The sequence below is a fragment of the Marinomonas fungiae genome (assembly GCF_001418205.1).
GTDB classification, from domain to species: domain Bacteria; phylum Pseudomonadota; class Gammaproteobacteria; order Pseudomonadales; family Marinomonadaceae; genus Marinomonas; species Marinomonas fungiae.
This window is the reverse complement of sequence record NZ_LIQF01000021.1, coordinates 19,011-45,861: the sequence shown is the minus strand read 5'-3', so window position 1 is coordinate 45,861 and position 26,851 is coordinate 19,011. Positions and strand designations below refer to the sequence as shown.

The following is a 26,851-nucleotide window of genomic DNA, read 5'->3' as shown; positions in this document are numbered from 1 at the left end:
CATGATCTAAACCAAATCACTGAACTCATGCATGGCGATGAGACGTTTGTCTCTGCTGACTCAGGCTATCGTGGTGTAGAAAAACGTGAGGAAACCAAAAATAAGAAGCTGGACTGGTTGATTGCGGAGATGCCAAGCAAGGTTAGGAAATGGAAGAAACATCCCCGCATTAATAAAACCCCCATCAATACTGAGTACATAAAAGCGAGCATCAGAGCAAAAGTCGAGCACCCGTTTCGCATATTGAAGTGCCAGTTTGGCTTCCGAAAAGTAGCCTATAAAGGATTATAAAAAAATGACAACAAGCTCGCGGTGTTGTTTGCACTGGGAAACCTACTGCGAGTGGATCAGATGATAAGGTCTGCACGGGGTTAATCCGTCTGGGTGATGGTAGTTGGAGCTTTAAAGGCTCCAACTAGGGAATAAGACACACTAAAAACTAAGGTTTTGAGCAAATTTAAAAGCAAATCAAGTCAGGTGTGACTTCGTACTAACTAGCTAACTTAATCGCACATTCCCTAGACACTTTCATTGATGGATAAATTAGAAGTTGTAGCAGGTAATTTCTGTATGGATTTCTTGCACCGTAATGATGCGTAATTTTACCAAAAGTTAACGGCTCAATTTAAATTCGATCAAAAAATAATCACTAAAGGGGGCGGTCTGTAGGTCAAGAAAGTTAACGGTCTAATTTGTTGCTCCCACTTGCGGAAGGAAAGGTAGCGGCGTAAGTCGCCCTAGTCTTAGGACTGTAATGGTTCTAAGGAATCCTCGTCGTTCACGGCGAGGAGGAAGTCAAAAGACGGATTATTACAGTGCTTTCTTACAACCATGCCGCGCTCCCTAGGGGCTAACAAAACACCTCCTTCTCTAGATGTGGTTGAACAATTGGCGACGGCCAATGCCCTTACTTAATATTGCAGCTTCAAGAGCAGTTACCAGTAATGTCGGAACAACATTAGCCAATTCGGCGGCATCAATCGCCTTAAGCTGATTAATAGCTGGTTTTAATTTAAGTGCCACCTCAACAACAGCCTCCACGTCCTTTCCGTGTGTGCGGAAGGACTCAACAGCCCACTCAGCGGTTTTCTCTATTTTCTGGACCGTAGCATAAGACAAATGCGTTTGAGTATTTTTGAGCACTAGGTTGCACATGTGCTTGTAGTTGAACCCTGTATCAGGATTCTCAAGAAGCGTCATAAGTAGTTCGCAGCCAGCGTTAGAGCCAGCGGCAAGCTTGTTTGCGTAAGGCGCCACCTTGATGAAGTTTTTGGAGGGTGTCTTGGCGTACTGGGCTTTTAGAAGAACGATCGGGATAATTAGGTCTGCAATTGCAGCGTGAACCCTGGCGACATCAAATTGCTCATCGTCCATCAGAAAAAGGCCAGCCAGTTTCTTGTTAACGACGTAGAGCGCCATATCGGTTTTGCTTTGATCGCGGGTGCGGCCACCGACAGACAGCATTTCTCGCGCTTGCTTAATCGTGGTCCGACTCAGGTTGTCTGAAATACCAGCGGCACGCGCCAAATCTTGAATTTCAGAATAGCTAAGAGATGATGGATCTACCCCTTCTTTCGTTAGTAGTCTCAAGGTTCTAACAAGCTTATCTGATAACGAGTCACTTTCTAGTAGCTCATTTTTTTCGCAGAGATCCTGCAGATTATGGCCAATACGTGGATCGATTAACAGCTCTTTAACTGGAATACGCTTCTTCATCGGTTAGGATTCACAATAATAGGTACATGTACTTATTATGAGTATAAAGCACAGCAGTCCCCAGAAACAGCTTTATTGACTTTTTGACTGCGGACGGGCTCTGAATCAGGAAAGTCAAGCTTAATCTGGGACACTATTTATGAATGAGTTAATGCCGCACGCTTATCCTGACCAGTACCGCGGAATAAATCTGCGTTGCGACCAGCCTGACCACCTAGGTAGATAGCGCTTCCATCCTCACGCTTGGCCTTATGCTTACGTTCAGCGACTTTGGTTAAGTCATCGCCTCGTTTAACGATGTACTTGTTAAGTATATCTGACTGCTCCTCAGTCAAAGCAAACTTAACTACTTTGGTTGATACTCCATATACCCATGATTCAGCAAACAGATCTGCCTTACGGATCTTGTTTGCATGTTTGAACCGGCTCAGAGTCTTCTGATAGAACGATCTGTCATTCAGTAGCTGCCGATATAGAACCTCATAACAGTAAGCTGCAATTTCTGGCTGGGAATCGAAGCCAATAAATTCGATGTCCGCTCCATCAAAACCAGAATGATAGATAGGTTTAACTGCAAATGCTGTTGATATTAACTGAACCAGCATTTGGTGATATCTAGGTGGATTCTGACTTTTCCCCGCCTTAGCTTTGACGGTTTCGACGTTAGACAGTTTCACTTCATCACAGCCAATTCCGTGCTTCTTCATCAGTGCTTGAGCTTGCCTTAGTGCTGTAGCTACTTCGTTACCATCGGATGAGTTAGCTAGGGCCATACTTTTCTTTATCTTGTCTAAAATCCTCTCGTCACTCATCTGCTTCACACCCTAGTTCTTCTTTAATTTCCTCCCTGCACTTTGGGCAGTAATACGTATCATAATCATCTGAATCCACCCCTTGGCGCCAAGCTCACTGTGTACATTTAGATCACCTGGATTTTGTGCATCAAATTCTCTGTGACAACCAAGCGCGTCACATTTGATCGTTGCCGTGATAGACATAAAATCTTCTTCATCATGTATTTCTAGTGTTTGTAAAAGAGCCCTTTGCGATTAAAGCTTTGATATTTTTCATCTGTGACATCCCTGTACATCGAGAGTCACTTATTTTCTGTATCGATCGTTTTGCTTGGATCTACATAGCAGGTGCCCAGTCCTTTGATGAGACGCGCTTTTGTCTGCGGTTTTCTATGGCAAGCTTGATAGCTTTCGGAGATGAAATAGCTTCTCCCGGAATATCCGACATCAATTGTCCAAGTACATCCACGTTCAGAATATCGCCATGGACAGCAAGAACTTCACCATATTCATTTAAAAATGAGCAAACTTGGTCCCCGACCTCTTTCGGCTTTCTTGATGCTTGCTGAAACAGGTCCTTTTGGAATAAAGAGCCTGGGTGGACGCTTAGAGCCGCATTTTCGTGGTAGGTCATTTGCTCCTTATAGGACTCGACATCTAAAAGGTCCACATGCAGCGTAGATTCATACCCACGACCTTCAATGTTGCGAGGACCATCGTTATACATAGCAACTGACCAAGAACGATCGTAATAACCGGTACCGGTGTAACAGCTGTAGATGCCAGTCCGCTGAGGAAGATTGTCAGGCATCACGGTATCGTAATGCAGGCTATCCCTTCGGAACGAACCGCCGTTTACCAAAATTGACGTAAAGCCCCGCAGCTTGCTGCGAGGGATGGATAGTCACGCCTTCGAAGAAGGCTTGATGTGGTCTATCTTGTTGAGCCACGTATTGCTTTAAAACCTCCAGTGGCGCACCTCCTACTGAGCAAGCAAAATAACCACTACTCCATAATGAATTTTTTCTCCACGCTACTTGATTAAGATAAGGATGATGCAGCTTTAGCTCTCTGCCAGTCATACTTTTTAATATTTGAACAAGCCTAGAAACGGATATGGTAGGAGTGTAGGGGTTTGAAGTCCAACGGAACGAAAACGTACGCTAAGGCCATTCGTCCAGGTCCGATGGCTGCTTCAACGGTCTGAGCTGCCCATTCAGCACCTGTTCTGCCAGGGTGAACGAGTAGTGGCCCAGCATATTCACGTGTTTATGGCTGAGTGGCGACAATCTGGCTTCGTCCTCTTCTTTCGCGTCCTCTTCTTTCGCGTCCTCGCCCTGTCGTCTCAGGTGATCCAAGGCGGCCTGCATGTAAATCGTGTTCCACAGCACCAGAGCGTTGGTCACCAAACCCAACGCTCCAAGCTGATCTTCCTGACCCTCCCGGTACCGTTTCCGGATTTCGCCACGCTGGCCGTGGCAGATGGCCCGTGCGACCGCGTGACGGCTTTCCCCGCGATTCAACTGGGTCAGAATCCGACGGCGGTAGTCTTCATCATCCACGTAGTTCAGCAGGTAAAGGGTCTTATTGATCCGGCCCGCTTCAATGATGGCTTGTGCCAGGCTGGAAGGCCGATCACTTTTCAGTAGCGAGCGGATCAGCTCGGAGGCCTGCACGGTACCCAGTTTGAGCGAACCGGCAATGCGCATCATGTCATCCCAGTGCTGTTCGATCTTGTGGGTATTGACGCAACTGCGGGCCAACTCATCCAATGCGCCATAGTTGGCGGCCTTGTCCACGCGCCAGAATACGGATTCACCGGCGTCAGCCAGGCGCGGTGAAAACTGGTACCCCAGCAGCCAGAACAAGCCAAACACCATGTCGCTGGCACCAGCAGTATCGGTCATGATCTCCACCGGGTTTAGGCCGGTTTGCTGCTCCAGCAGACCCTCCAGCACAAAGATGGAATCACGCAGTGTTCCAGGGACGACAATTCCATGAAAGCCGGAGAACTGGTCCGAGACAAAGTTGTACCAGGTAATGCCGCGGCTGGAGCCAAAGTATTTCCGGTTCGGCCCGGCATTGATGGTGCGGACGGGTGTGACAAACCGCATACCGTCGGCGGAAGCCACCTCGCCGCCGCCCCACTGCCCGGCCAGGGATAAAGTGGATTGGTAGTCCACCAGTTTGGCGTTGGCCTTCACTAGAGTTTCAGTCCGCAGGTAATTCTGCTTGACCCAGTTCAAGCGGTGTCGGGTTAAGGCGGGCACTTGGTGCTTGATCAGAGGCTCCAATCCGATGTTGCAGGCCTCCGCCAATAACACCGCGCAGAGGCTGACCGTCAGGTCCCCGGCACGGGCATTGGATTCGCTGACATGGGTAAATTCGTCGGCGAAGCTGGTATGAGCGTCTATCTCCAACAACAGCTCCGTGAGATCCACGCTGGGCAGCAAGGCTTCGACCTGCTGGGAGAGCTGCGCCAGGCTGGGCGGTTCATCCAGCTTGTCAAAATTGGTGATGGTCAATGTGGGCCGCTTGCCAGACAGATCCAATTCAACGGCCTTGTTGTCATCAAAGTTGGCGGCCACCTGTCTGTAGCTGGCATCCAGTTGGCGCACCAGACCATCAATGGCTTCTTGGGGATTCAGTGGATGACCGAGTGACCGGCAGACCTGAATGCGGTTGGCCTGCCATTCCTGGCCCTGCAACAGCTTGGCCCGTGGATCACCCCAGCGATCGCTGTTCTCTACATAGACATCACGGCGGCGCAGGCTGTCTTGCAGCTTATCGAGAAAGCACAGTGTGTAGCCTCGCTTGGTGACTCGCCCCTCTTTGTCAAACACCAGACGTTTCCAGGGATTGGAAACAATGTCCAGTGGCGCCTCTTCCAGTTGCTGCTTGCGCGATTTCAACAGACCGGCCAGATATTGATGGGCTTCCAGGGTCGCCTTGCCCGCCGGAGCCGCTTTGAACTCGATATCACACAGTAATTTCGGTAAGAAGCGTCTGACCCTGCCATACTGTTCCACCATTTCATCTTGAAAGTTGTCGTCGTAAGGGCGAGCCAGTTCATGGACGGTGGCAATGGATGCCGCCAGTTTTTCACGCGGCATTTTGGCAAAGATGGCCGACCTCAGCAGTTCATCCTGCGTACTTTCATTGAGGATCAGGGCACAAACCTCCGCCAAGGCCAGCGCGGATTTATCCAGATCCTTCAGTGTCCGCAACCGCTTTTTCTGGCCCAGCTTTTTGGCCTCACCGGCAATATAGGTAATCAGTAAATCCAGCACGTCCAGGGCTTCATCGAGGGCGATGGTCTCATATGCCCTGGCGAAGGCCACTAGGATGGCCGTGCGCTTTCTCTCCGGCATGCGGGCTATTTTGTGCATAGAAATCATTCCGGCGTGACGGGCGATGTTTTTAAAGCGGACTGGCGGGATGCCGGTAAAATCCAGCTCATGCATGCCGAAGGCCTTCAGCTCCTGATAACGGCCAACCGCCTCATTGAAGGCGGGACCGCTGATCGTCACCGGCCCCTTGCGGTAGCGGTCAAAGCGGGAAGTTCGTGTTCCCTCCGGAACCTGAAGCAACGTCTCAAGCTTTGCGGTCTGCTCCGATGTCGGCAACGCCGACAGCCGTTGCCACAAGCGACTGGTGGCCCGCTCGCGCACTTCGGAAATCAAGCGGGTCAGTGTGGTGGCGCCGGGCAGCAGGATCTTGTGTTGTATCAGCCAACCGGTGGCCAGATCGAAAAGCAGGCTGGGGCGTTCGTTGCCGATCCAACTGCGTGTGTAGAGTAAGCGGTTCAGCCGGAAGGACCACGGCCACGTGAACTCCCGGTACTGATAGTGGGTACGGATCTGGGCCGTGTGCTCCCGTCGAGTGGTTTCACGCTGTGCATAGGTGGCCAGGGTTGCTATATCGGTGATGCCAAGCTGTCGTGCAACAAACCATTGAGCATTGGCCGGAACCCGTGACAGATCGGCGAGGAAGGTTCCCAGGAATCGAACGCAGCCCAACTGTAAGGCGACACCGAAACGGTTCTGAACACCACGCCGCTGAAGGATAAAAGCGAGGTCAGCTTCATCCAGATGAAAGTAGCGGGCCAACTGCACTTCATTCGGTTCGCCAGAAAATTGCCCATAGCTAGCTTTCTGTTCCGAGGTTAAAAAATCGACGGGCATGTGCTACCCCAACCAATAACTGTAAGAATCGCGAGCATTCGCAGTGTCTATTAATTTATAAGTTAGTGGACATCATAAAGTGCCTACAATAAACTGTCTATTAAATCGCTTTTCTCAGACTTAGCAGACAGACGATCTATTAATCGATTTAGGAGACTATTTTCACCTCATGAGACTCTTCGGTTACGCTCGTGTGTCCACAAGCCAGCAATCGCTCGATGTGCAGGTCAAAGCCCTCAAGGCGGAAGGAGTAAGAGCCAATCGAATCTTTACCGACAAAGTAACGGGTAGTCATGTTAACCGAGAGGGATTACGCCTATTGAGATTAAAGGTGGAGGAAGGCGATGTAATCCTGGTAAAAAAGCTGGATCTCCTTGGCCGTGACACTGCTGACATGATCCAGTTAATCAAGGAGTTCGATGAAATGGGTGTTGCTATCCGCTTTCTGGATGATGGCATTAGCACGGAAGGCACTATGGGAAAGATGGTTGTTACCATTCTTTCTGCCGTGGCACAGGCGGAACGACAACGGATATTGGAAAGAACAAATGAAGGACGTGTTGAGGCAAAAGCGAAAGGTGTTAAATTTGGTCGCAAGCGAACTATTGACCGAAGACGAGTAAAAGAGCTTCGTGAGGAAGGGGTTGGGGCTACAGACATTGCCAAGCAAATGGGTATCGGCAGGTCTACAGTGTATAAATTACTTAGGTAATGCCTGTCCTGCAGCACTGAGACGCATGGCCGGTAGCTTAAGAAAAAAGCCCCTCTCTCACAAACAAAACCTCCAGCGATTTATCCAGAGCAACTTTCATGAAATTCCTGAAGGCGGCGCCAGTGTTCTGCGGCCATGTGGATGAGTTAGTGTCGGTGACGGTGGTGAATATCGGGAAAGTGTGGATGCTTGTGCGTCACCTCGGTGTGCGCGTGCTGGTGCGAATGGGGCTCCTGCCCATCCCAGTCAAACTCGTGATCGTGTTGGTGATGATATTCATGGCGGTGCGTGTGACTGTGTTCCAACGGCTTATGGGTGTGCAGGTGTTCATGGCGTTCTGTCAGATGCAGCCACACACCCAACCCCATCAGCACGCTGGCAATCCAGAAAGCGGAGGTAACGGGTTCGTGTAACAAGGTCAGCGCGATCAGTGCTCCGATAAAGGGCGCTGTGGAGAAATACGCGCCAGTGCGCGCAGTTCCCAATCCCCGCAGTGCCAATACGAACAAGACCAAGCTTACACCGTAGCCCAGCAGCCCCAGTGTCATGATTGCGCCTGTGGTTGCCAGCGGAGGAAATGCATCTCCCATAAACCAGGCCAGCGCACAGTTAACAGATCCGGCGATCAGCCCTTTGCTCCCGGCGATAAACACCGCATCGGAGGCGGATACTTGGCGGGTCAGATTGTTATCGATCGCCCAGCACAGGCAGGCCAGCGCAATGGCTAGCGAACCGATACTGTTTGTAACGCCTATCTCCCCCGTCGGCAAGAACAGGACAACCCCTCCGGCTACGATGGCGATCATCCCCAACACGATTCGCCGATCGGCGTTTTCCCGAAAGACGACCCATGCAATCAGAGCGGTCAGAACCGCCTCCAGGTTCAGCAAGAGTGACGCTGAAGCGCCGCTGGAGTAGCTCAATCCGAACATGAGGGCGACTGGACCCAGAACCCCGCCAAAGAAAATAGCCCCAAGCAGCCAGGGCCATTCCATCGTAGGTATGCCCGGATTTTTCCAGCCTCGATCCCTGATCAGCCTCGCGAGCCCAAGCCCTAGGCCACTGCCCAGGTAAAGCATTCCGCCCAGAGCCAAGGGCGACGCCTCGTTGATCAGCAGTTTGGCAAAGGGTGTGCTGGCTCCAAATAGCAGGGCAGCCAAGATGGCGTAAGCGATACTTTGATTCATACTGCCCCTAAGTTGGATTCACAGCGTCGCATTCAGATTACAGCCTGTTGCTTTGTCGATGCAGACAAAGAGTGGAAGCGGCCATTACCTTCATTCATCTGCTTTGTTCCTACTTATGATAGAACCGATAAACTGCGGTTCTATGTCGCAATAAACGACATACAAGCGACCCTACCCTATGCAGCACTATCCGTTCTCGCTCCGTTTTAAGTCGAAGAGCACTCGGTCAAAGGCATCCCGCATATTGAAGAGGTCGCGATGTTCACCATCCACCGAGCTGATCGCTTTTGAAAGCACCGTTCGAGGACCGAAAAGTGGGTCCAGGGGGCGCCCATTACTCAAGACTTCGAAATGTAGGTTGGGCCCGGTCGCTATACCTGAAGCGCCAACACTACCGATTTCATCCCCTGCTGCTACACGACTATCTCGCTCAAGGCCTGCCGCGAAGGACTCTAAGTGTGCGTACCGAGTCACAACCCCTTTCTCGTGCTGTATCTCAATAACGCGACCATAGCCGCGGCGGCGCCCCATATAAAGAATTTCCCCGGGAGCCGATGCCGTGACCCGAGCGCCACGCAGGGCGGAGTAGTCTACACCGGTATGCATCCGCACATTGCCATAAACAGGGTGTTTTCTCGGTCCAAAAATAGATGAAATCTGCCCATCGTCCACGGGCGTTACCAAGGTGCGGACTAACTCGCCGTTCTTGTAGATTCTGGAGTGGCTATCGGTACCGTTGGAGCGGGTGGCTTCAATGGTACGATCGCCCATCTCTATACGGACATACCTCAGATTCGGCGGTTTGGCTTCGCGCCCCTCTGCCAATGGGTATTCATGCCATAGGATTTCGAATTTCTCTCCACCTTTGAAGGCCCGATCAAACTGAATCAGAGGGGCCAACATGAGCGATAGATCCTGGGCGAAGCGGGTCGGGATGTTCGCCGCTTTTAGCGAAGCATAAACTGAACGGTCTAGCTTGAATCGAACCGCTCGCTCTTGCGACGTTATCGCGGGAGTCAAGCGAGAGACAGTTAATGGATCGCCGAATGACAATAGGATTTTTACGCCCGCATCAATCTTTAACAGAAGTTGCTGTGGTGTTTTCTGGTTGTCTTCAAACCTTATAACCACCTCGTGTCCTGGCTGAAGTGCTTGCGGATCAAACTCGGCAGTGAGAGCCTGAACCACTGCAGAGCGCATCTTCGAATCAAGCCCCAGACGCTTTAACAAGCCATCGAGGGTATCCCCTGCCTTTGCAGCGAGTACCACCTCCGACGTTGCATCACGCTCAGATAGACGTTCATGACTGATGGGCGCAGGCTGTGTCTCCTCGACAGCAACCCCTGGCCCAGCGAGCGCCTCCCACTGCGGTGGCGCGCTTGCTTGATCCGTTACCTGCCAATCAATCCAGACTTGCAATGCAAAATAGCCGATAAGGGCGACACCGAAACCTTTCCAGAGCGCCAATGGCCTTGAATTCAAACGCGTTAGAACTTTCGTCGCCGTACTCACAGTCAGTTAACCCTCGTCGGCCCGCGTCGGCCGGTAATTTGCTTTTCTTTCCAATCGGTTTCGTCAGTCCGCCTTAGCCCCGACAGCAACAGACAAATCGCACCCAAGGTAATAAAGATGTCGGCACCGTTAAATGTCGGCCAGTGCCAGCCAGCCCAGTGAAAATCCAAAAAATCTGTCACCGCCCCCTGGCGCCACCGATCAACGATATTACCAAGCGCTCCGCCCGCGATCACGGCAAGACTGATCCGCTCAAAAAACGAATCGGAACGCCAAGCCCAGATGAGCAGCACAGCCACTATCGCCAAGCTGATCAGCGCAAGCAGTTCTGGCGCATTGGCAAAGAAGTCACGAAACAAACCGAAGCTCACGCCCGTGTTGAAACCAAGCCTCAGGTTAAAGAAGGCCGTCACCTCAATCACCCGCGGTGTTTCCAGCAGGTAGGCAAGGGCTATCCACTTGCTCAGTTGGTCCAGTGCAAGTGTGAGCATAGAAACAAGTAAAATCTGTACTCCACGGTTTCGATGAGTGCCGGGGAAATCATTTTTTATCATCTAACAATGACCTTTTTTTAACACGAGGAACAGCGCGCCTGACGCACGTCAGGGGTTGTGTCGGGTGTTCTATGTTGATGTGCCGGTGACAGCCATAAAAACGGGCTGATTTGAATCGCTACTCACCCTGCAGCTGCTGAAAAACAGGCAGTAAATCTCGTTTCCATATCGCATCATTCAAAGGCCCCGCATGCCGGTAACGGATCACTCCCCTTTTGTCGATGATAAAGGTTTCGGGCGCACCATAGACGCCAAGGTCGAGCCCTAGAGAGCCTTTGTCGTCGACAACATTGGCGACATAAGGGTTACCGAGGTCTGACAGCCATCTGTTAGCGGCAGGCACTTCATCTTTATAATCGACGCCATAGATCGGAATACCCCTTCGATGAGCCAACTCCATCAAAAACGGGTGTTCCGTACGACAGGAGGGGCACCAGGTCGCCCAAATGTTGAGCAAACTCACTTTACCTTTCAGCGCCTCCTGCGTCAGAGTTTGACCGGGTTTTTCAAGCCAAGGGAGCTCGAACTGTGGAACGGGTTTACCGATCAGGGCCGAGGGCAACTCCTTCGGATTAAGGTACAACCCCCTCCACAAGAAAAAGCCGAGCCCAATGACGACAGCTAGCGGCAAAAAAAGCAGGACTCGTCTCATACAAAGCCTCTATGTAGGTGAGAAAGCCGACGACTTAGTCGCTGTACGCTAACCCGTCTGCAGGCCACAGCGCCAGATTCCAACACCATACGCCCACCAAACGGTGCCCGGAAAGCCGGGTCACATCTGGTAATTTTCACTGATTTCTGACTCCACCAAGGCTTTCAATTGTCGATAACCGAAGCTTGAGAGCGGTTTGCCATTGACAAAGAAGGTCGGGGTTTTGGTTACCTGCAGCGCGCTGGCGTCTTCAAGGTCTTGCTGTATGCGCTGTTCAAAGCGCTGGCTCTGCATATCCTCTTTGACCTTCGCGATATCAAGGCCAACACCACCCAGGTACTGCCAGATCGTCTGCGGCTGAGGGTTACCGTGCTGGGCCCAGAAGGGCTGTGATTCATAAGTCGCCTCAAGCGTTTCCCAAAACAGGTTCTGGAGCTTGGCCGCTTCAAGCAGTTTCACGATATAGTCAGACCCCGGATGGAACGGCGCGTAGCGCATGACAATGTTGACCCGCCCTGGATTTGATTCCATCAATTGCTTTACGTAGGGGTGAAACTTCCGGCAGGTCTCACAGGCAGGGTCGAAAAACTCGACGATCGTCACCTGAGCGCTGGATGGACCCATCGTCGGTGAATAATACCGCTTCATTATCTTGGGGTCGCTCGCGACCTCGGTGATCCCCGCCGTTTTTTGGCTTTCAAGGAGATAGGCGGCTATCCCGAACAGTGCAAAAAGAAGAACACCGGATAACGCGACAATCAGTTTTTTATTCATGGGTAGGTCCGTTTTCTAAAAATTAACAGTAAAGCGATGATCGCTGAGTAAGCCAAGATCGACAGCATGGGGATGGTGATAAAACCGAACAGTTCCAAGTTGATCTCCGCGCAGGAGACCCCTTGGCTGCAGGGCTGCAAGCTTTCGGGAATGTAACCGGAGTAAACGAGGTAGTGGTACACCGCAAATCCCCACCCGATCACGGCAAGCGGCAGCGTGTATCGAACAACGCGTTTATCCAGTGGGAACAGCGCGACCAGAAAGAGTACCGCCAGCGGGTAGATAAAGATTCGCTGGTACCAGCAGAGCACACAGGGCTGCAGCCCCATCACCTCACTGAAAAACAAACTTCCCAGCACCGCTACAACGGCCAGAATCCAGCAGAAAAAGATCAACGACCAGCCCGTGTTATCGGCTGTGTCTTGATCGTTCGTTAATAGACTACTCATGGTTACCTGTGCGTTTCGTGTCTCATTCCAAAAAAGCCTTGTTTGAAAAAGGTGTTGACCGAGCTTACGAGAAAAAAAGCAGCCTCCGGGCTTACCCCTTCAGTCGTCCCGGTGGCTGCTGAAAAAAATAGCGTTTTGCTAGTTCATGAAACGATCTAATCCGAACTTAGCCGCTACATTCCCCCCATCATCGGATAACCGTCCATGAGTGTTTTCTGCTCTGCATTCAACGACTGATAGAAGGCTGTTATCGCATTATTGAACTGGCTCATACTGGCAAAGCGCTCTCCCATCATTTCCTTGTGCAACGCAACCCGCTCAGGCAGCGTCATACTGGCGCTTTGCTCGAACAGCCCATACATTCGATTGTGATGCTGGGCCATCGATTCTGACTGCGACTTAACAACGGTCACAAATCGTTGCCACTCGGACTGCTGATCGGCCGACAGCTTTAACTCACTCTCTAGCTGCTGAAGGCTCTGCCCCAGCCTTTCGCTCATCGCCTCTGGCGCCATACCACGCCCGTGCATCATGCCCTGGTTCTGCATCATCCCCTGGTTGTGCATCATGCCGGAGCCGTGTTTCATACCCGCAGCAGGTTTCCCTTGGGGTGAGGAGCCACTCATCATGCCGCACCCATCCATCATCCCAGGGCCGCCCATCATGCTCATCATTCCGCCGGACCATTGCTGGTCCGCCACTGCCGATACCGCAGCCAAACTCATGGCCATTCCGGCACTTAACATCCATCGCTTCGTTTTCATGGATTTTCTCCTTTAAGCACACACAAATCACATGGAAATATAGGTATTCAACTACCTATAGTTCGATGTTAGGGAGGTACCGAATTTACCCCCCATCAATACTGCTTATATTCGTTGAAGACGCTGACCTGCTCTCCACTGTCGACAGCATAAACCTTGAAGGCATCCTTTCTCGCACCGTCCATATCCATACCCGGCCCACCCGAAGGCATCCCCGGCACAGTCAGCAAGCGAATATCAGAATTTGAGCCAAGCAGGACCTTGATGTCTTGCGCAGGCACATGCCCTTCAATCACTTTGCCGTTAACTTCTGCCGTATGACAGGACGCCCCCTGGGCGGGCACACCCAACTTTTCTTTATAAGGATTCACGTCGTCGACCACGACGTCCTTGACGGCAAAGTTATGGTCTTTAAGATGGGAAATCCAACCTTTGCAGCAACCACAAGAAGCACTGCGATAAACGGTTATTTCGTAAGCCTTCTCCGACTTACTTTCGAGCCAAGCTGGGTTAGCGGCAACGGCGGCTGTTCCGTTGCCTAAAGCCAGCACTAGTAGCGCCGATGTGAGTAGATGTTTCATTTTATTGTTCCTCTTGAAATACGTTAGTTCAACTACCGGCCTGTAGCTCCTCGTCGATCAATTCCTTCAGGTCTTTCAGCAGATCGCCGTGGGTGTTGCCCAGCGGCCGACCATTGACGAAAAACGATGGCGTCCCGGAGAGACCCAGCTCGCGTGCTTCATTCAGCGACGCGGTCACTTTGGCCTGGGTGGCGGCGTCTTGGTAACAGTCACCAAACTTGCCCATATCCAAGTCCGCTTCCTTGGCCAGGGCATCGACAGGGATTGACTTGAGGTAGTTTTGGCGCTCGAACGCGAGATCATGGAATTTCCAGAATTGCCCTTGTTGGTCGGCGCACACCGCGGCTTCCGCAACTTTACGGGAGATACCGGACTGATTAATCGGGAAGTCTCTATAGACGACACGAAGTTTATCGCCGTACTGTTTGAGAAGCGCATCGACGGCCTCGACCGCATTCTTACAGTGGGGGCATTGGTAATCGGCAAATTCAACCAGAGTGATTTTTGCGTCTGGGTTTCCCTTGGAGGGGTACCCCTTGGTAGCAACGTCTAGGCGCAGTTGTTCAGGCTCGGGAAGTTCCACGCGGTAGCCCTTTTTCAGCGCGATCTGCTCCAATAGCTGCTGCGCTCTTTCCGTCATCTGCTGCCGCTTGAGGTAGTTAACCAGCTCGGGCTTAACCTGCTCGAAGGTACCTTGGATACGTGCCTTGTTGGCCTCGTAGAACCCCTTCAGTTGCTCCTCGGTCGGATCGGCGACGGCCATCAGCTCCTGCTGCAAGGTTTTGACATCTTTGCTCTGTCTGCTGGCTTCTTCCTGCACATAGCGATTCAACGCGTACTGATCGACTGCCTGGCGGCGCTGGTCGTTGTATTGTTGCGCCAGTTGGTTCAGTGACTGCTTTAACGCAGGCGGCAGGGTGTCCCCCTGATACTGCTGGCCATCGTAGGTCAGCTTGGGGGATTGCTCTGCATAGGCGGAGGGTAAAACAAGCAACCCGGCAATCGCAGCCACGGCAGTGATTCGTTTAAGCATTTTGTACGGTCCTTAACTCGGTAAAATTATTTGGTTGCTGATAATTCCAGCGGTTTCAGTCAAAAACGTCGAAAAGTTCCCCAAGGAAGCTTTTGCGTTTTTTATAGTGCGAACCCTGTCTGTGATGGTTCTGATGTTGGTAGTCCGAGCGTGGTTCGCTGCGTCGCGATTCCGGACGCCGGTCATCGGCTTGCGTTGAGCGCTCGATAAGCTTATCCAGTTCACCGCGATCCAACCAGACGCCGCGACAGCTGGGGCAATAGTCAATTTCGATCCCCTGCCGGTCGGTCATCTGCAGCAAGGTGTCACAATGGGGGCATTTCATCCGTTTTTTTCCTCCACTATTTAAAACGTAATAAGCGTAAGCCGTTGAATATCACCAACAGGCTGGCACCCAAATCGGCAAACACCGCCATCCAGAGCGTTGCTTCACCTGTTAATGCCAGCACCATAAACAGCAGCTTGATGCCGAGCGCTAAGGTGATATTCTGCTTGAGGCGCCAACTCGCCGTGCGGCTGAGCCGGATAAACCAGGGCAGCTTTTCCAGGTTGTCATCCATCAACGCCACATCGGCGGTTTCGATGGCGGTATCGGTACCGGCGGCACCCATGGCAAAGCCGATGTCAGCACTTGCCATCGCCGGCGCATCGTTAATGCCATCGCCCACCATCGCGGTGATGCCGTGCTGCGTCTTTAATGCCTGTACGGCCTCCAGCTTTTGCTCCGGCAGCAAGTTACCGCGGGCATCGTCGACGCCCAGTTGTTCCGCAATACGGGCTACCGTATGGGGATTGTCGCCTGACAGGACCAGCGTATGGACATTTAATTCCCTTAATTGTTCCAAGGTTTTACGACTGTGAGTTTTGGGCTGATCGGCGATGGCAAAGATCGCCCAGGGTCGCTGGTCACATACTAACACCACGGCGGTCTGCCCCTGTTCCTCGATCGCCTCCAGCGATGCTTCCAAGGCGCTGGAGCAAAGACCGAGTTCATGGATTAATCGGTGGTTCCCCAGTACGCAGTCCAGCGCTTCCAGCCGCCCCTGAACCCCGCGCCCGGTCAGCGACTCGAACCCATCGACGGAGAGAAAATCGCTGAGTTGCTCCCGCTCGTTGGCGAATCGAACCACCGCCTGCGAAATGGGATGGTCTGAGTGGCTGGCCAAGGAGGCGGCGAACAGCACCGCATCGGCGTGCGTTGCATCACCGATCAGCTCGACATGAGTCACCTGCGGGCGCCCCTCGGTCAGGGTGCCGGTCTTATCAAAGGCCAAGGCTTTTAATTTGCTGGCCTGCTCCAGATAGAGCCCACCTTTGATCAGCACCCCATGACGCGCCGCCGCCGCTAATCCGCTGACCACAGTCACCGGGGTAGAGATCACCAGCGCGCATGGGCATGCGATCACCAGCAGAACCAGGGCACGATATACCGCATCAATCCAGCTCCAGCCAAAGGCGAGCGGCATCAGCAGTGCGGTAAGGGCGGCCAGAATCAGAACGGCAGGCGTGTAGACGCGTGCAAAACGGTCAATAAAGCGCTGCGCCGGTGCGCGCTCACTCTGCGCCTTCTCCACCGCGTGAATAATGCGTGCAACGGTTGAATTACTTGCAAGCGCCGTGACCTTAAGTTCCAGCATGCCGGTCTCATTCAGGGTACCGGCAAACACCTTATCACCCTCCGTTTTTTCGACCGGCAGGCTCTCACCGGTAATGGGTGCCTGGTTAACGGCCGCCGACCCCGAGATGATTTCTCCATCGAGTGGAATTTTCTCCCCGGGGCGGACGCGCACGGTTTGACCGAGCTCAACCTCGCCAACCGGCTGCGCCACCCAATCCCCGGCGGGACCTTTGACGGTCGCGGTATCCGGCGCCAGCGCCATCAACTCCTTGATGGCGTTACGCGCACGATCCAACGACTTGCTTTCGATCACCTCGGCCAGGGTAAAAAGCACCATCACCATGACCGCTTCCGGCCACTCGCCGATCAGCATGGCACCGGTAACGGCAATCGACATCAGCGCGTTGATATTGAAGTCCAGGTGCCTGAGCGCAGTCCAGCCCTTCTTGTATGTACCGAGTCCGCTCAATGCGATACCCAGCAAGGCAAAGGCTACAATAAGCCACGCTTGATCAATGGCTTGGTAATCCAAGACTTCGGCTACCAGGGCGCAAAGCCCACCAAGCACCAACCGCCCATAGTCTTTGAAAAAACCGGAAGAGGGTTCGACCGGGATCGACTGATCATCATCGAGAACTTCAGGGGGAAAGCCGATATCCTCCAGCGCTCGAATGATGGCGGGCATGCTGTCAGCGGTCGCGGGTTGAACGGTCAACACCCGATCCATCAGGTTAAATGCCAGGTTTTTTACTTCCGGCATGGTTTCCAGCTTGGCGCGGATCATCCGCTCCTCGGTGGGGCAGTCCATCGCGTTGATGTAGAGGCGAACGCCCCCCGTCAACGGTTCCGTCTGGGGTGCGGTATCGGTCACGGTGGCTTCGGTCTGGCAGCCGCCACAGCAGGAGGTTGATGACTTCGATTGCATAAGAGTTCCGGCTTGAGAAAATTGCTTAGCCATTACTATAAAGGTTATAGTGGGTATAATGTCAAGCAAGCAGGTAGCGAGATGAAAATTGGAGAACTGGCAAAATTAACCGATACCGAAACGGTCACTATCCGGTTTTACGAGCGCAAAGGTTTGATGCCGCCACCCGAGCGTACCACTAGCAATTATCGCATATACAGTGATCAGCACAGGGAGCGGCTGCTGTTTATCCGCCATTGCCGCGGCATTGGCATCAATCTGGACGAAATCGGGCAACTGCTCCAGTGCCGAGATCACCCGATCGATAGCTGCCATCATGTCAATGAGATGATTGATGGCCACATTGTTCAAACCCAGCGGCAGATTAAAGAGCTGAAACAGCTGGAAAAACAGCTGCGCCAGCTACGGACGCAGTGCAACCAAGTTGTCAACCCGGAAGGGCAGGCGGCCAATTGCGGCATCCTACAATTCTTGGAAAACTGCCAGCCGGAAGGCGTATGCAGTGGACATCAGCATCCTCAGGCCTCTGATTAAGCTTGTGAACCTTAAGGAATAACCGTACCTAAACAGACGACCCGATACGTTAGAGATTGAGAGTGTAGATGAACACCAGAACGACAAATCAGCAGCCGAGCCCCTCCTCTTTCCTAAAGCTAAGTTTCTGTTGGCGATTGGCAATGGTCGCTCTGCTGTGGGCGCAACTGAGCGTAGCCAATGCGGGTCTGTGGGAATCGCTGACAGGTCAGAAACCTCAAGGCCCTCTACCGGTGGAAGAAGCCTATCTCTTCAGCTACAACCAGCCCGAACCGGGATTGCTGGTCCTGCAATGGGTCATGCCCGAAAGCGGCTACTACCTCTATCGAGACCAGATCAAACTGCACACCAACGGTCAGCTCGACGTCGGTGATATTCAAAAGGGGCCTACGGTTGAAAAAGAAGACGCTATTTATGGACAGAGCCAGGTCTATTACGATCAGGCCGAATTTCGGATCGCGGTGCAGCAGTCTTCAGCTGGGAATCCAAATCCGGAATTCAAGATTGAATACCAGGGCTGCTGGGAGGGAGGCATCTGTTACCCCCCCCAGACTGAAACGGTCCAGCTAACCGCCGTGCCCACGGATACCGCTCCAGCCGCACCTCTCTTGGCCAAAGCCGTATCACCTAAGATCTCTGATGACCCACTCGATTTCTCTTTGACGGATCAGCGCCGTTTCTCCGATATGCTGACCTCAGGTAGTTTTAGCGTTACCCTGTTGCTATTTTTCCTAGCAGGCCTAGCCCTGTCACTGACCCCCTGCGTGTTTCCGATGATCCCCATTCTCTCTTCAGTCATTGTGGGTCATGAGGGGAAGGTGTCCACCCGACAGGCGTTCCTCTACTCCAGCATCTATGTGCTTGCGATGGCGCTAACTTACACCCTGGCCGGAGTCGCTGCGGGTATTTTCGGTGCCAACATCCAAGCGGCATTCCAAAATCCCTGGATCATTTCGACATTCAGCCTGATGTTCGTGGTTTTCGCATTATCGATGTTCGGCTTTTTTGAGATACAGATGCCCGCCGTGATTCAGAATCGACTGGCGAACCTCAGCCGCCAACAACGCGGAGGTCGTTCCGCGAGTGTTTTTGCAATGGGCGTTCTGTCTGCTCTGATCGTAGGGCCCTGCGTCGCCGCCCCTCTGGCGGGTGCCTTGGTTTACATTGGCCAAACCGGCGATCCGGTGCTTGGTGGGGCCGCGTTATTCAGCCTGAGCTTGGGCATGGGCGCGCCGCTGATCATCATCGGTACGTCGGCGGGCAAACTGCTACCCAAAGCAGGGCATTGGATGGTTCATATCAAGGCAGGATTCGGCGTTGTCATGCTGCTGATGGCCGTTTGGATGCTGGATCGCATTGTGCCTCCAACGGTGACGGTACTGCTCGTCGGTGCGATCCTGATTACCTCTTCCATCTACTTGAAAGCGCTGGATCGACTGCCCGAGGGTTCGTCAGGCTGGGGGAAACTAGGTAAAGGCATCGGGGTGCTGATGCTGATCTACGGCTCAACCCTGCTGATCGGCATAGCGGCTGGAACCGCCAGTTTGTTGAAACCGCTTGGTGGAATCGGTGGAGGGTCATCCAACAGCTCCGTGGCTCTGGCACCTTTTGCCAAGGTTACCTCACTCGATCAGCTTCGCCCCTTGCTTGATCAAGCCCGTGACCAAGGGCGCCCCGTGATGCTCGATTTTTACGCAGATTGGTGCATTACCTGCAAAGAGCTGGAAAGCTTTGTGTTTGTTGACGCCAGTGTACAAGCGGAATTCAAACGCTTTACGCTGATTAAGGTCGATGTTACGGCTAACGATGATGCTGCGACCGCCTTGAACAAGGAGTACAAAATCATCGGCCCACCCGCGCAAATTTTTTATGACCACAAGGGTAAGCTACTGGCAGAAAAGATCCTGATAGGCGTGCCAACGGTCGCCGATTTCGTTGATTTGTTACGAAGCATTTGAAGCCCAACCAAAGCGACATCGGCCGAGCCTCCACAAAAGTTGGCTCGGCCAATCAGCTACATCAATGGGCGTGTTTGAGCTTGTCGTACAGAGAATCAAACTCCACCTGGTCGATATCACCGCTGGCTAGGCGATCCTTCAAAATCTGTAAGCTGGAATCATCCGAGGGCTCCGAACGCTTGCCCGAGAACAACCTGAACAGAAAAACGAAAACCCCGATAACCAACAACCAAAACAGCACCATGGGGATAAACCCCCATCCCATCATCCCTGGTCCGCTCCACATGTGATCGTGCCACATGACATCCACCTCCCTGGTACCACCAAACATTAGACTACCCTAATGATAGCGCATTTCGACTGTCAACTTGGTCGCACGTCCCCTCTAGCTGTCGGCGATCTCGATTGCGCTCTATTGTCCGCTCTTGCCTTGTTGTTTGTCTGCATCACCATTTACGCGACGTCATGCAAAGGCAAGGGCTAAATTGGCACAAAAGTCAGGTATTTCCAGCTCCGAATCAAATATCGCAGAGACCGCTCAGTCCCCATTCATGCCGCGAGCCAAGAGGGATGTTCGCTTAATGGAATTCTGAAGTTTCATCAACAGCCCACTCAGGCCTGAAGGGGTCAGCAGCAATGTGTCGACACCGGTGGGTCCCCGATGCCTTCCCTCTCTAAATCTGCAATGCACTACCGTGATAGGGCGTCGGCGCCGTAAGGTCAAAAAAGGGCTGGTTCGCCCTCAATGGGTGCCGTGGAAACCTTAACGTACAATATTTTCCGTTTCGTGCGGTAACCCCTAATAGGTGTCCACTAAGAATTAAGTGGACACTATCCTGGCAAAGCCAGCACATGGCTCAAGATGGGTTTACCGGACGGTTACTTTTAGCGTACGTTTTCGTTCCGTTGGACTTCAAACCCCGTGTACGAAACAACTAGATGCACATGATCAGACTCTCCATTAAATACAACTAAATCAGACTTTAATTTTCAGCATTCTCTTCTAATGATGGCTTCTGCGGTTATTAATGCCTCATTGGTCAATTTTCTTTCTCTGTATTTCGTCACAAAGATTATATGCGCTTGTAAATTGTATTTTGAGTGCGAGCTGGTCTTGTATGTCATGGCTCTATTGACTGTATGTTTGTACAGTGCAATTATAGATCAATGAGCTTAACAACTGTTATTAAAATCAATATTGGTTCCCCTGCTTCTTTGCAAACCGATTTGCGAAGGGAGTCGGCTCGACTCTGGAATGACATGGTTAAGCTTCATAAGTTCATACGAAAACGTCATTGGGGCTGGCCTTCTGCAGGTGACTTTGAGAAGCACTTCAAGGGCAAATACTCGCTACACAGTCAGACTATTCAAGCACTCATCAAGAAGTTTTTCGCCAATATTAGATCAGATTGCTTGCCAGCTGCTCAAGGCGTTATAGCATGCGACCTGCAAAACAGCGCGTGATTTTGCATGCTGGAGACTACTTCTTTGGTCAGGCTCCGGCCCAGGTGCACATCTTACTAGGTGTCCTGTACTTCACTTGTGTTATGGCACCCAGAAAAGCGTATCGGAGGCATGTGTCATTATGCCTTGCCGTCTCGTTTTGAGCGTCATGATGACCGCTTACCCCCGAGGTTTGCCGATGACTGCATGACTTCGTTTGAACAATCCGCTAAACGTCACAATACGCCACTTAGTAAATTTCAAGCTAAGATCTTTGGTGGCGGAAATATGTGTGAAAAACAGCCCGTTACGGAAGACAGCCTTGTCTCTCTCCGCCCGGTCGGAGAGAAAAATGTGGAAGCTGCATTTGAGTTGCTGAGCCAGCTTAGTGTACCCATTCATGTCGCACATGTGGGGGATTTTGCTAACGCCGCTTAATCTTCGACATCGAGACAGGGGCGGTATGGGTGAAGTTTTCACCGACCTTAACAAGAGGCAATCAGCACGCTTTAACAGTCGTGTCGTAAAACGGGATTCGCTCACTTAGCCCTCAGCTGTCTACACCCGCTACTCTCCCCTCCCCTGCTTAAGTATTTTGTAGAGGGTTCATGACTACGATCGACTTGTCATCAGATCCCCTTGCACGATAGAGAACTGAGAGTGACTGTCTTCAAAGTTCTGAAAGTAAACGATGTTTTGACATGCGGACTCTTATTTTCGATTGCTCTCAATTTTTTGAGTTTTCCGGCAAAAAGTGTTTCCCGTGATCGTTGAAGTATGTATTATGGAGGTATTCTTAGTGCCATCAGTACATCATTACGGAGTATGTTCATGTCTCACCCATTTATGATTCCCCTGGAAAAAATGGAAAGTGTTGGTGCAAATATGCGCATGCAGCGCTTATCTCTTCGCGATCAAATTACGAACTCAATAAAGGTCTACACAGAAAGCGGTGAGGAGTTGGATATGGATCGCGCGGTGCGCCGTACCAGCGTTTCCTTAACCGTATTACGTAAGCTTATTGGTGGGCGTAAAGAAACCGCCGATCAAATCATTGCTGAATGTACTGAGAAAGGCATTATTGAAGACCCTGTGACCATCGGGCGCAGCAAAACCTCCGCCTATACCTATGGCGAACAGGTCAAAGTGCTTAATTACATTGGCAAACCCTTTAACAGCCTAGAAGTTGCCAAAGGGAAGTATATTGAGTTGAACCCAACGGTGATCGCGATTGCCAACCGAAAGGGTGGGACCGGTAAATCGACCATTGTGCAAACCTTGGCGTCAAAACTGGCCTTGGATTTAGATTTAATGGGGCGCGTGTGTATAGTGGATCTTGATACACAGGGATCGAATATTTCTTTTTGTAGACTAAAGGGCGACCCTCATCAAGAGATTCCATTGACCCTGACAGACATCCTGGTGTCGGATTATGAATCAGAGGAATACAACTTATCCAAGCAGTATGAAGAAATTCATGGTTTTGAAGACATGATTCTGAATACCCCCTACCCTACTCATATTCCGACACTGGATATCATGCCATCACTACCGAGTGATGAACGCATTGTGGGGTTTGAGAAAGAACCGGAAGCGATTGATGCCATTTTTAAGAAGTTCTACCGAGTGCTGGAGATTCTGAAAACGCGCTACGACTACATCATTTTTGATACGCCACCAAGCGACTCTTTTAATACCTGGCTGGCTATTGATGTAGCGGACTATTTTTTAACGCCATTCCGTCCGCATGAGCTTGATTATGATGCCACCAGTTTATTCTTAAGTTCCACACCGAGTCGACTTCGCGAGCTTCCTTCCCAGGGGAAAAACCTGAAGGATTTTAAGATTCTCATTACAGATCATGAATCCAAGTCTATTTCGGAGGGGCGAGTGAAACACCGCACCATCGGTCTGGCAACAGGTTCTATTATTAATGGCACTGTCGAGCATTCGGAAGCGTTTAAATATGCTTCAGAGACGAGTCAGTTTATTTGGGATCTATATACTGAGGACGTGTCTCGAACGCAGTATACGAAAGCTATGTCTTCACTGAATCCTGTCTATGATCACTTCAAGCAAGACCTAATGCGTATTGCCAATCCTGAGAATGATTTAAACAACTTAGTATAAGTTTGGGTTACTAGAATGAGTATTGAAGAGAAAAAATTTAGAGGTCGAGGGGATATATATGGCGACCGTGGTCTCCATAAACTAGAAAGTAGCCCTCGTTTTAAAGAAGTAAACAACCGTTTTACTGGGGAAATTAAAAAGTTCGCCACTAAATTAGTGAACATTCCTTATCACGAGCTTGAGACGAAAACGGCCAAAGCCAAAGGAAACCGTCGTAACCTTGAAGGGGTGAATGTTCGTAAACTGGATCTTTTTAACCTATTAAAAGATCAGCGTGTCATTTCAAATCCGGCAATCGGCTATACCCTAGCCGGTGATCCGACCATTTACTTGATTGATGGCTGGACTCGTAGAGCGGTCATCATGGAGTTGGCTAAGAATGAAGAAGCCTTCATTAACTTGCCCGTTGAAGTGATGAACATTACGGAAGATGACCTGTGGGTTGTCACGGCGTTGGTCTATCAGAGCAATACGAACACTCCCCATAATAATTTTGAGAAATCGGAACTAATGTTGGATTTCTACCAGCTGTATGCCGCGGCTAATCCTGAGTCGACGGCAAAAGACTTGTATATGTCGGTTGGTTCTTCCACGCTGAAAAGCCCGAATTATGGGGATTTTAAAGCCATGCTCTTTTTAGCGGTGTTAACGGATTTGCTAAAAAAACAGGAAATCAACGTCTTGCCAAAAGTACGAACCATTATTGATGCTAAACACATCATCAAGTGGTTGGAAAGCCAGCGGTGCAAAATTACGATCAGTAAAAACCGTAAGTGCGTACAGTATCTAAGTGATCATTTGGCCGCACAGATTCAGCCTCATCTGGAGGACATTGTCTTACGTTTGGATGCGGCGTTGAATGCGAAAGAAGCGTTTACAGAGACGAAGGAAGTGAAGGAAGAAAGCGAAGCTTCGTGTCTGGAAATCAATAAAAAGGCTTGTTCATTCAATCTTAATGTGAATCGCAGCGATTTAACGCCGGAAGCGATGGAGAAGGTGTACGCCTTGTTCAAGGAGAAAGAAAAAGAACTTCAGGATTTATTGGATCGAATAGAAAATATTCTGAAAGAAGAAGCTGAAGCCACGAAATAAGGCGACAGTGAAGCGCTAGATTAAGTGGCTCGGGCGGCAACCCAAGTCACTTAAGTCAAGGCCTATCAAGATGGCGGCAACCATCTGATAGATAACAATATCCCCGGAAAGGATCATTATTATGAACGCTAATTTTACGGCATTGGTGAAAGAATGTCGACTCATCGATTTTTGGCTGTTACCCGACACTGTACGTTGTAGTTTTCTGGCGAGCTGCCCAGTGAGTGTCAGGAATGCATTACTGCGTATGAACACAGCCATCTGACGTTTCCTTGGTCTTAGCTTATCTAGCGTCTGGTAAGCTAGGATCGCATTCCAATTAGGTAGCGCTGGCTAAAGCCTATCTGAGCGTTTTATGGCACGGATCCCCTCTCCCCTGGGATTTTCACTTACACTCTAAAAAACGACCGCACTGCGAGCGCAGGAGCCTTAATTAAAGCCAACGTGTTCCCTTCTTTATGGAAAATACCTTGTCCTGCATAGCGCCTAGCATTTGACTCTATAGCACAATGAAATCGGTCCAAATTGAGGTGAAATCTCTATGACTGTATCCATTGAAAAATGAATAAGAGACCTGTATCTATTCTCTAAGAATCCCCCTTTATCAAGTTTATTACGGCATCTCTACAGCGTATTTTGACCTTGTAGAGAGAGCGACCATCTCATTTCATTATTCAGTCACCGCCTCCCCTTTTCTTGGATAAAGACTCTAGTAAGAGACGTTCTGCTTCTGGAGGTATGAGAAAGGTGACGATCGTCACCGAATGCAAAGAGTAGAAATATTGACTAAATGACTATCGTCATCGGGGTAATAAAGAGGGGAAAAACAGAGGTGAACAATGGGAAGTGACGATCGTCACTTTGGAGCGGATATAGTTTCCTGAACGGATAACGTAAAAGCACCAGTGTCCTCGATTGTTCCTATCTACTTTATAAAAAAGTGTGCCTGTCTCCGTTTTAATCCTGCGCCTAACATAACGCATCATTATGTGTTTATGGGGTTGAAGATGAGCGATTGGCTTGCTATCGATCTGGCGCGGATCCAATTTGCGTTCACAGTATCGTTTCACATTATTTTTCCTGCGATCACCATTGGGCTGGCGAGTTATCTAGCGTCGCTGGTAGTGTCCCTGGACCGCTTTTAACCTATGAAGTACTCACCGCCTTTTTCCTTGAAGCAGGCTTCTTAGGGGTCATGTTATTTGGCTGGGAAAAGGTGACCCCGCGTACGCACTTTTTGGCAACGTGATTAGTTGCATTGGACACTCTAGTGTCAATGACATGGATCCTGGCGTTCAACAGCTGGATGCAAACACCACAAGGCCACACCATCGTCGATGGCATTGTGGTCCCCGTCGATTGGTTTGAGATCATCTTCAACCCTTACTTCCTTTACCGATTAGTCCACATGGGCTTAGCTGAATTTTTATGTATGGCATTATTGGTTGCGGCCACGGGAGCTTATCATCTTCTGAAGAATCAATATCAGACGGGGTCTCGCAAGATGGTCATGATGGCTCTGTGGATGCTGGCGCTGATGGCTCCACTTCAGGCCGTAGTAGGCGATCAGCACGGTTTAAATACGCTCGAACATCAGCCGATTAAAGTTGCGGCAATGGAGGGTGCATTGGTAGCCATCTTAGGAAGGTGAAAGGTGGTTCCCTAAGTACTGTTTGCTTGGCCTGACAAGGAGTCCAAAACCAACTTATTCGCATTAGAAGTGCCCCATCTTGCCAGTTTGATACTTACCCACTCTCTGGACGGTGATATCCCAGCACTGACGTCTGTAGCAAAAGAAGACCGCCCAAATGTCCCTCTGGTGTTCTGGAGTTTCCGCATCATGGTCGCATTAGGGGTGGCCATGATTGCGTTAGCTTGGACTGGGCTATAGCTGAGCCGAAAGCAAACCCTCTTTCAGAGTACGCAATTCTTACGCGTGGTAGTTTGGATGGGTCCTAGCGGCTTGGTCGCCCTACTCGCTGGTTGGTTTGTGACAGAAGTAGGACGTCAGCCATGGGGGGTATATGGGGTGCTGCGCACGGTAGAAGCAGCTTCGGCGCACAACTTGCAAACCATGACGCTTTCGCTAGTCAGCTTTGTCATGGGCTACTTGGCCATTTTTGGCTTAGGCATATTCTACCTAATTCAACTGCTTCGCAAAGGCTCGCAATTGATCGACGAGCCGCCTGCTTCTGCACAACGGCCTGCCAGACTGTAGTCTGCTGTAAATGATTTAATC

General features: G+C 50.9%; 25 protein-coding genes and 2 pseudogenes. 10 read left to right on the top strand and 17 right to left on the bottom strand.

Annotated features, from left to right (window positions below):
* A pseudogene (locus ASC49_RS18675) lies at positions 1-375 on the top strand (transposase); the annotation flags it as partial.
* A gap of 495 nt (positions 376-870) precedes the next feature.
* Here the strand turns inward: ASC49_RS18675 and ASC49_RS18670 are convergent.
* The 5 genes from ASC49_RS18670 to ASC49_RS18655 all read right to left on the bottom strand — a co-directional run bounded on the left by ASC49_RS18670 (position 871) and on the right by ASC49_RS18655 (position 6,694).
* Positions 871-1,716 (bottom strand): hypothetical protein, encoded by an 846-nt coding sequence (locus ASC49_RS18670; protein ID WP_055464750.1) that lies wholly within the window; start codon positions 1,714-1,716, stop codon positions 871-873.
* Between the two features lie 137 nt (positions 1,717-1,853).
* Positions 1,854-2,528, bottom strand: coding sequence for a DUF7168 domain-containing protein (locus ASC49_RS18665; RefSeq protein ID WP_055464749.1), 675 nt, complete (start codon positions 2,526-2,528; stop codon positions 1,854-1,856).
* A gap of 319 nt (positions 2,529-2,847) precedes the next feature.
* Positions 2,848-3,321, bottom strand: a complete 474-nt coding sequence (locus tag ASC49_RS18660) for a hypothetical protein (RefSeq protein WP_055464748.1) — start codon at positions 3,319-3,321, stop codon at positions 2,848-2,850.
* 19 nt (positions 3,322-3,340) lie between these two features.
* Positions 3,341-3,628 (bottom strand): transposase, encoded by a 288-nt coding sequence (locus ASC49_RS20335; RefSeq protein ID WP_082443885.1) that lies wholly within the window; start codon positions 3,626-3,628, stop codon positions 3,341-3,343.
* 45 nt (positions 3,629-3,673) lie between these two features.
* Complete coding sequence (locus ASC49_RS18655) at positions 3,674-6,694, bottom strand: Tn3 family transposase (RefSeq protein ID WP_055464747.1); 3,021 nt, start codon at positions 6,692-6,694, stop codon at positions 3,674-3,676.
* Between the two features lie 169 nt (positions 6,695-6,863).
* Here ASC49_RS18655 and ASC49_RS18650 point away from each other — a divergent pair, with 169 nt between their 5' ends.
* A complete protein-coding gene (locus ASC49_RS18650; RefSeq protein ID WP_055464746.1) occupies positions 6,864-7,406 on the top strand; it encodes a recombinase family protein in 543 nt (180 codons plus the stop codon).
* Between the two features lie 146 nt (positions 7,407-7,552).
* Here the strand turns inward: ASC49_RS18650 and ASC49_RS18645 are convergent, their stop codons facing one another.
* The 11 genes from ASC49_RS18645 to ASC49_RS18595 form a co-directional block, all read right to left on the bottom strand.
* Positions 7,553-8,593, bottom strand: a complete 1,041-nt coding sequence (locus tag ASC49_RS18645; protein ID WP_055464745.1) for a DMT family transporter — start codon at positions 8,591-8,593, stop codon at positions 7,553-7,555.
* A gap of 186 nt (positions 8,594-8,779) precedes the next feature.
* A complete protein-coding gene (locus ASC49_RS18640; protein ID WP_055464744.1) occupies positions 8,780-10,105 on the bottom strand; it encodes a M23 family metallopeptidase in 1,326 nt (441 codons plus the stop codon).
* Between the two features lie 2 nt (positions 10,106-10,107).
* Positions 10,108-10,659, bottom strand: coding sequence for a signal peptidase II (lspA, locus tag ASC49_RS18635; protein WP_082443884.1), 552 nt, complete (start codon positions 10,657-10,659; stop codon positions 10,108-10,110).
* Between the two features lie 118 nt (positions 10,660-10,777).
* On the bottom strand, positions 10,778-11,311 hold the full coding sequence (locus ASC49_RS18630) for a DsbE family thiol:disulfide interchange protein (RefSeq protein ID WP_055464743.1): 534 nt from the start codon (positions 11,309-11,311) through the stop codon (positions 10,778-10,780).
* Between the two features lie 120 nt (positions 11,312-11,431).
* The gene (locus ASC49_RS18625) at positions 11,432-12,085 is read right to left on the bottom strand and encodes a DsbA family protein (RefSeq protein WP_055464742.1); all 654 of its coding nucleotides are present in this window, start codon (positions 12,083-12,085) and stop codon (positions 11,432-11,434) included.
* Positions 12,082-12,534: a disulfide bond formation protein B gene (locus ASC49_RS18620; protein ID WP_055464741.1), complete on the bottom strand. Its 453-nt coding sequence runs from the start codon at positions 12,532-12,534 to the stop codon at positions 12,082-12,084. The genes ASC49_RS18625 and ASC49_RS18620 overlap by 4 nt, the downstream gene beginning before the upstream one ends.
* A gap of 173 nt (positions 12,535-12,707) precedes the next feature.
* Positions 12,708-13,298, bottom strand: coding sequence for a Spy/CpxP family protein refolding chaperone (locus ASC49_RS18615; protein WP_055464740.1), 591 nt, complete (start codon positions 13,296-13,298; stop codon positions 12,708-12,710).
* Between the two features lie 95 nt (positions 13,299-13,393).
* Positions 13,394-13,879, bottom strand: coding sequence for a DUF411 domain-containing protein (locus tag ASC49_RS18610; RefSeq protein ID WP_055464739.1), 486 nt, complete (start codon positions 13,877-13,879; stop codon positions 13,394-13,396).
* A 28-nt stretch (positions 13,880-13,907) separates the two neighbouring features.
* Complete coding sequence (locus tag ASC49_RS18605; protein ID WP_055464738.1) at positions 13,908-14,912, bottom strand: DsbA family protein; 1,005 nt, start codon at positions 14,910-14,912, stop codon at positions 13,908-13,910.
* A 55-nt stretch (positions 14,913-14,967) separates the two neighbouring features.
* On the bottom strand, positions 14,968-15,237 hold the full coding sequence (locus tag ASC49_RS18600) for a TFIIB-type zinc ribbon-containing protein (RefSeq protein WP_055464737.1): 270 nt from the start codon (positions 15,235-15,237) through the stop codon (positions 14,968-14,970).
* Between the two features lie 16 nt (positions 15,238-15,253).
* A complete protein-coding gene (locus ASC49_RS18595) occupies positions 15,254-17,455 on the bottom strand; it encodes a heavy metal translocating P-type ATPase (protein ID WP_211262094.1) in 2,202 nt (733 codons plus the stop codon).
* A gap of 81 nt (positions 17,456-17,536) precedes the next feature.
* Between ASC49_RS18595 and cadR the strand changes: the two genes are divergently transcribed.
* Together cadR and dsbD are read left to right on the top strand one after the other, a co-directional pair.
* Entirely contained in the window at positions 17,537-17,989 is a 453-nt protein-coding gene (cadR, locus tag ASC49_RS18590) for a Cd(II)/Pb(II)-responsive transcriptional regulator (protein WP_055464751.1), read from the top strand.
* A 68-nt stretch (positions 17,990-18,057) separates the two neighbouring features.
* Positions 18,058-19,947: a protein-disulfide reductase DsbD gene (gene dsbD, locus ASC49_RS18585; protein WP_082443882.1), complete on the top strand. Its 1,890-nt coding sequence runs from the start codon at positions 18,058-18,060 to the stop codon at positions 19,945-19,947.
* Positions 19,948-20,008: 61 nt separating this feature from the next.
* Here the strand turns inward: dsbD and ASC49_RS18580 are convergent, their stop codons facing one another.
* A complete protein-coding gene (locus tag ASC49_RS18580; protein WP_055464734.1) occupies positions 20,009-20,278 on the bottom strand; it encodes an SHOCT domain-containing protein in 270 nt (89 codons plus the stop codon).
* Positions 20,279-21,489: 1,211 nt separating this feature from the next.
* Here ASC49_RS18580 and ASC49_RS19690 point away from each other — a divergent pair.
* From ASC49_RS19690 to ASC49_RS18550, 6 genes and pseudogenes are all read left to right on the top strand, one after another.
* Positions 21,490-21,828 carry a chemotaxis protein CheD gene (locus ASC49_RS19690; protein ID WP_162265222.1) on the top strand — a complete coding sequence of 113 codons (339 nt, stop codon included), beginning with the start codon at positions 21,490-21,492 and terminating at the stop codon, positions 21,826-21,828.
* A gap of 393 nt (positions 21,829-22,221) precedes the next feature.
* Positions 22,222-23,520 (top strand): ParA family protein, encoded by a 1,299-nt coding sequence (locus ASC49_RS18565; RefSeq protein ID WP_055464732.1) that lies wholly within the window; start codon positions 22,222-22,224, stop codon positions 23,518-23,520.
* A 15-nt stretch (positions 23,521-23,535) separates the two neighbouring features.
* Positions 23,536-24,612 carry a hypothetical protein gene (locus ASC49_RS18560; RefSeq protein ID WP_055464731.1) on the top strand — a complete coding sequence of 359 codons (1,077 nt, stop codon included), beginning with the start codon at positions 23,536-23,538 and terminating at the stop codon, positions 24,610-24,612.
* 121 nt (positions 24,613-24,733) lie between these two features.
* Complete coding sequence (locus ASC49_RS19840; RefSeq protein WP_156085544.1) at positions 24,734-24,877, top strand: hypothetical protein; 144 nt, start codon at positions 24,734-24,736, stop codon at positions 24,875-24,877.
* Between the two features lie 730 nt (positions 24,878-25,607).
* Positions 25,608-25,757, top strand: a complete 150-nt coding sequence (locus ASC49_RS20235; RefSeq protein ID WP_342667556.1) for a cytochrome ubiquinol oxidase subunit I — start codon at positions 25,608-25,610, stop codon at positions 25,755-25,757.
* Positions 25,758-25,793: 36 nt separating this feature from the next.
* Positions 25,794-26,830 (top strand): annotated as a pseudogene (locus tag ASC49_RS18550) (cytochrome ubiquinol oxidase subunit I); the annotation flags it as partial.
* Positions 26,831-26,851: the final 21 nt, after the last annotated feature.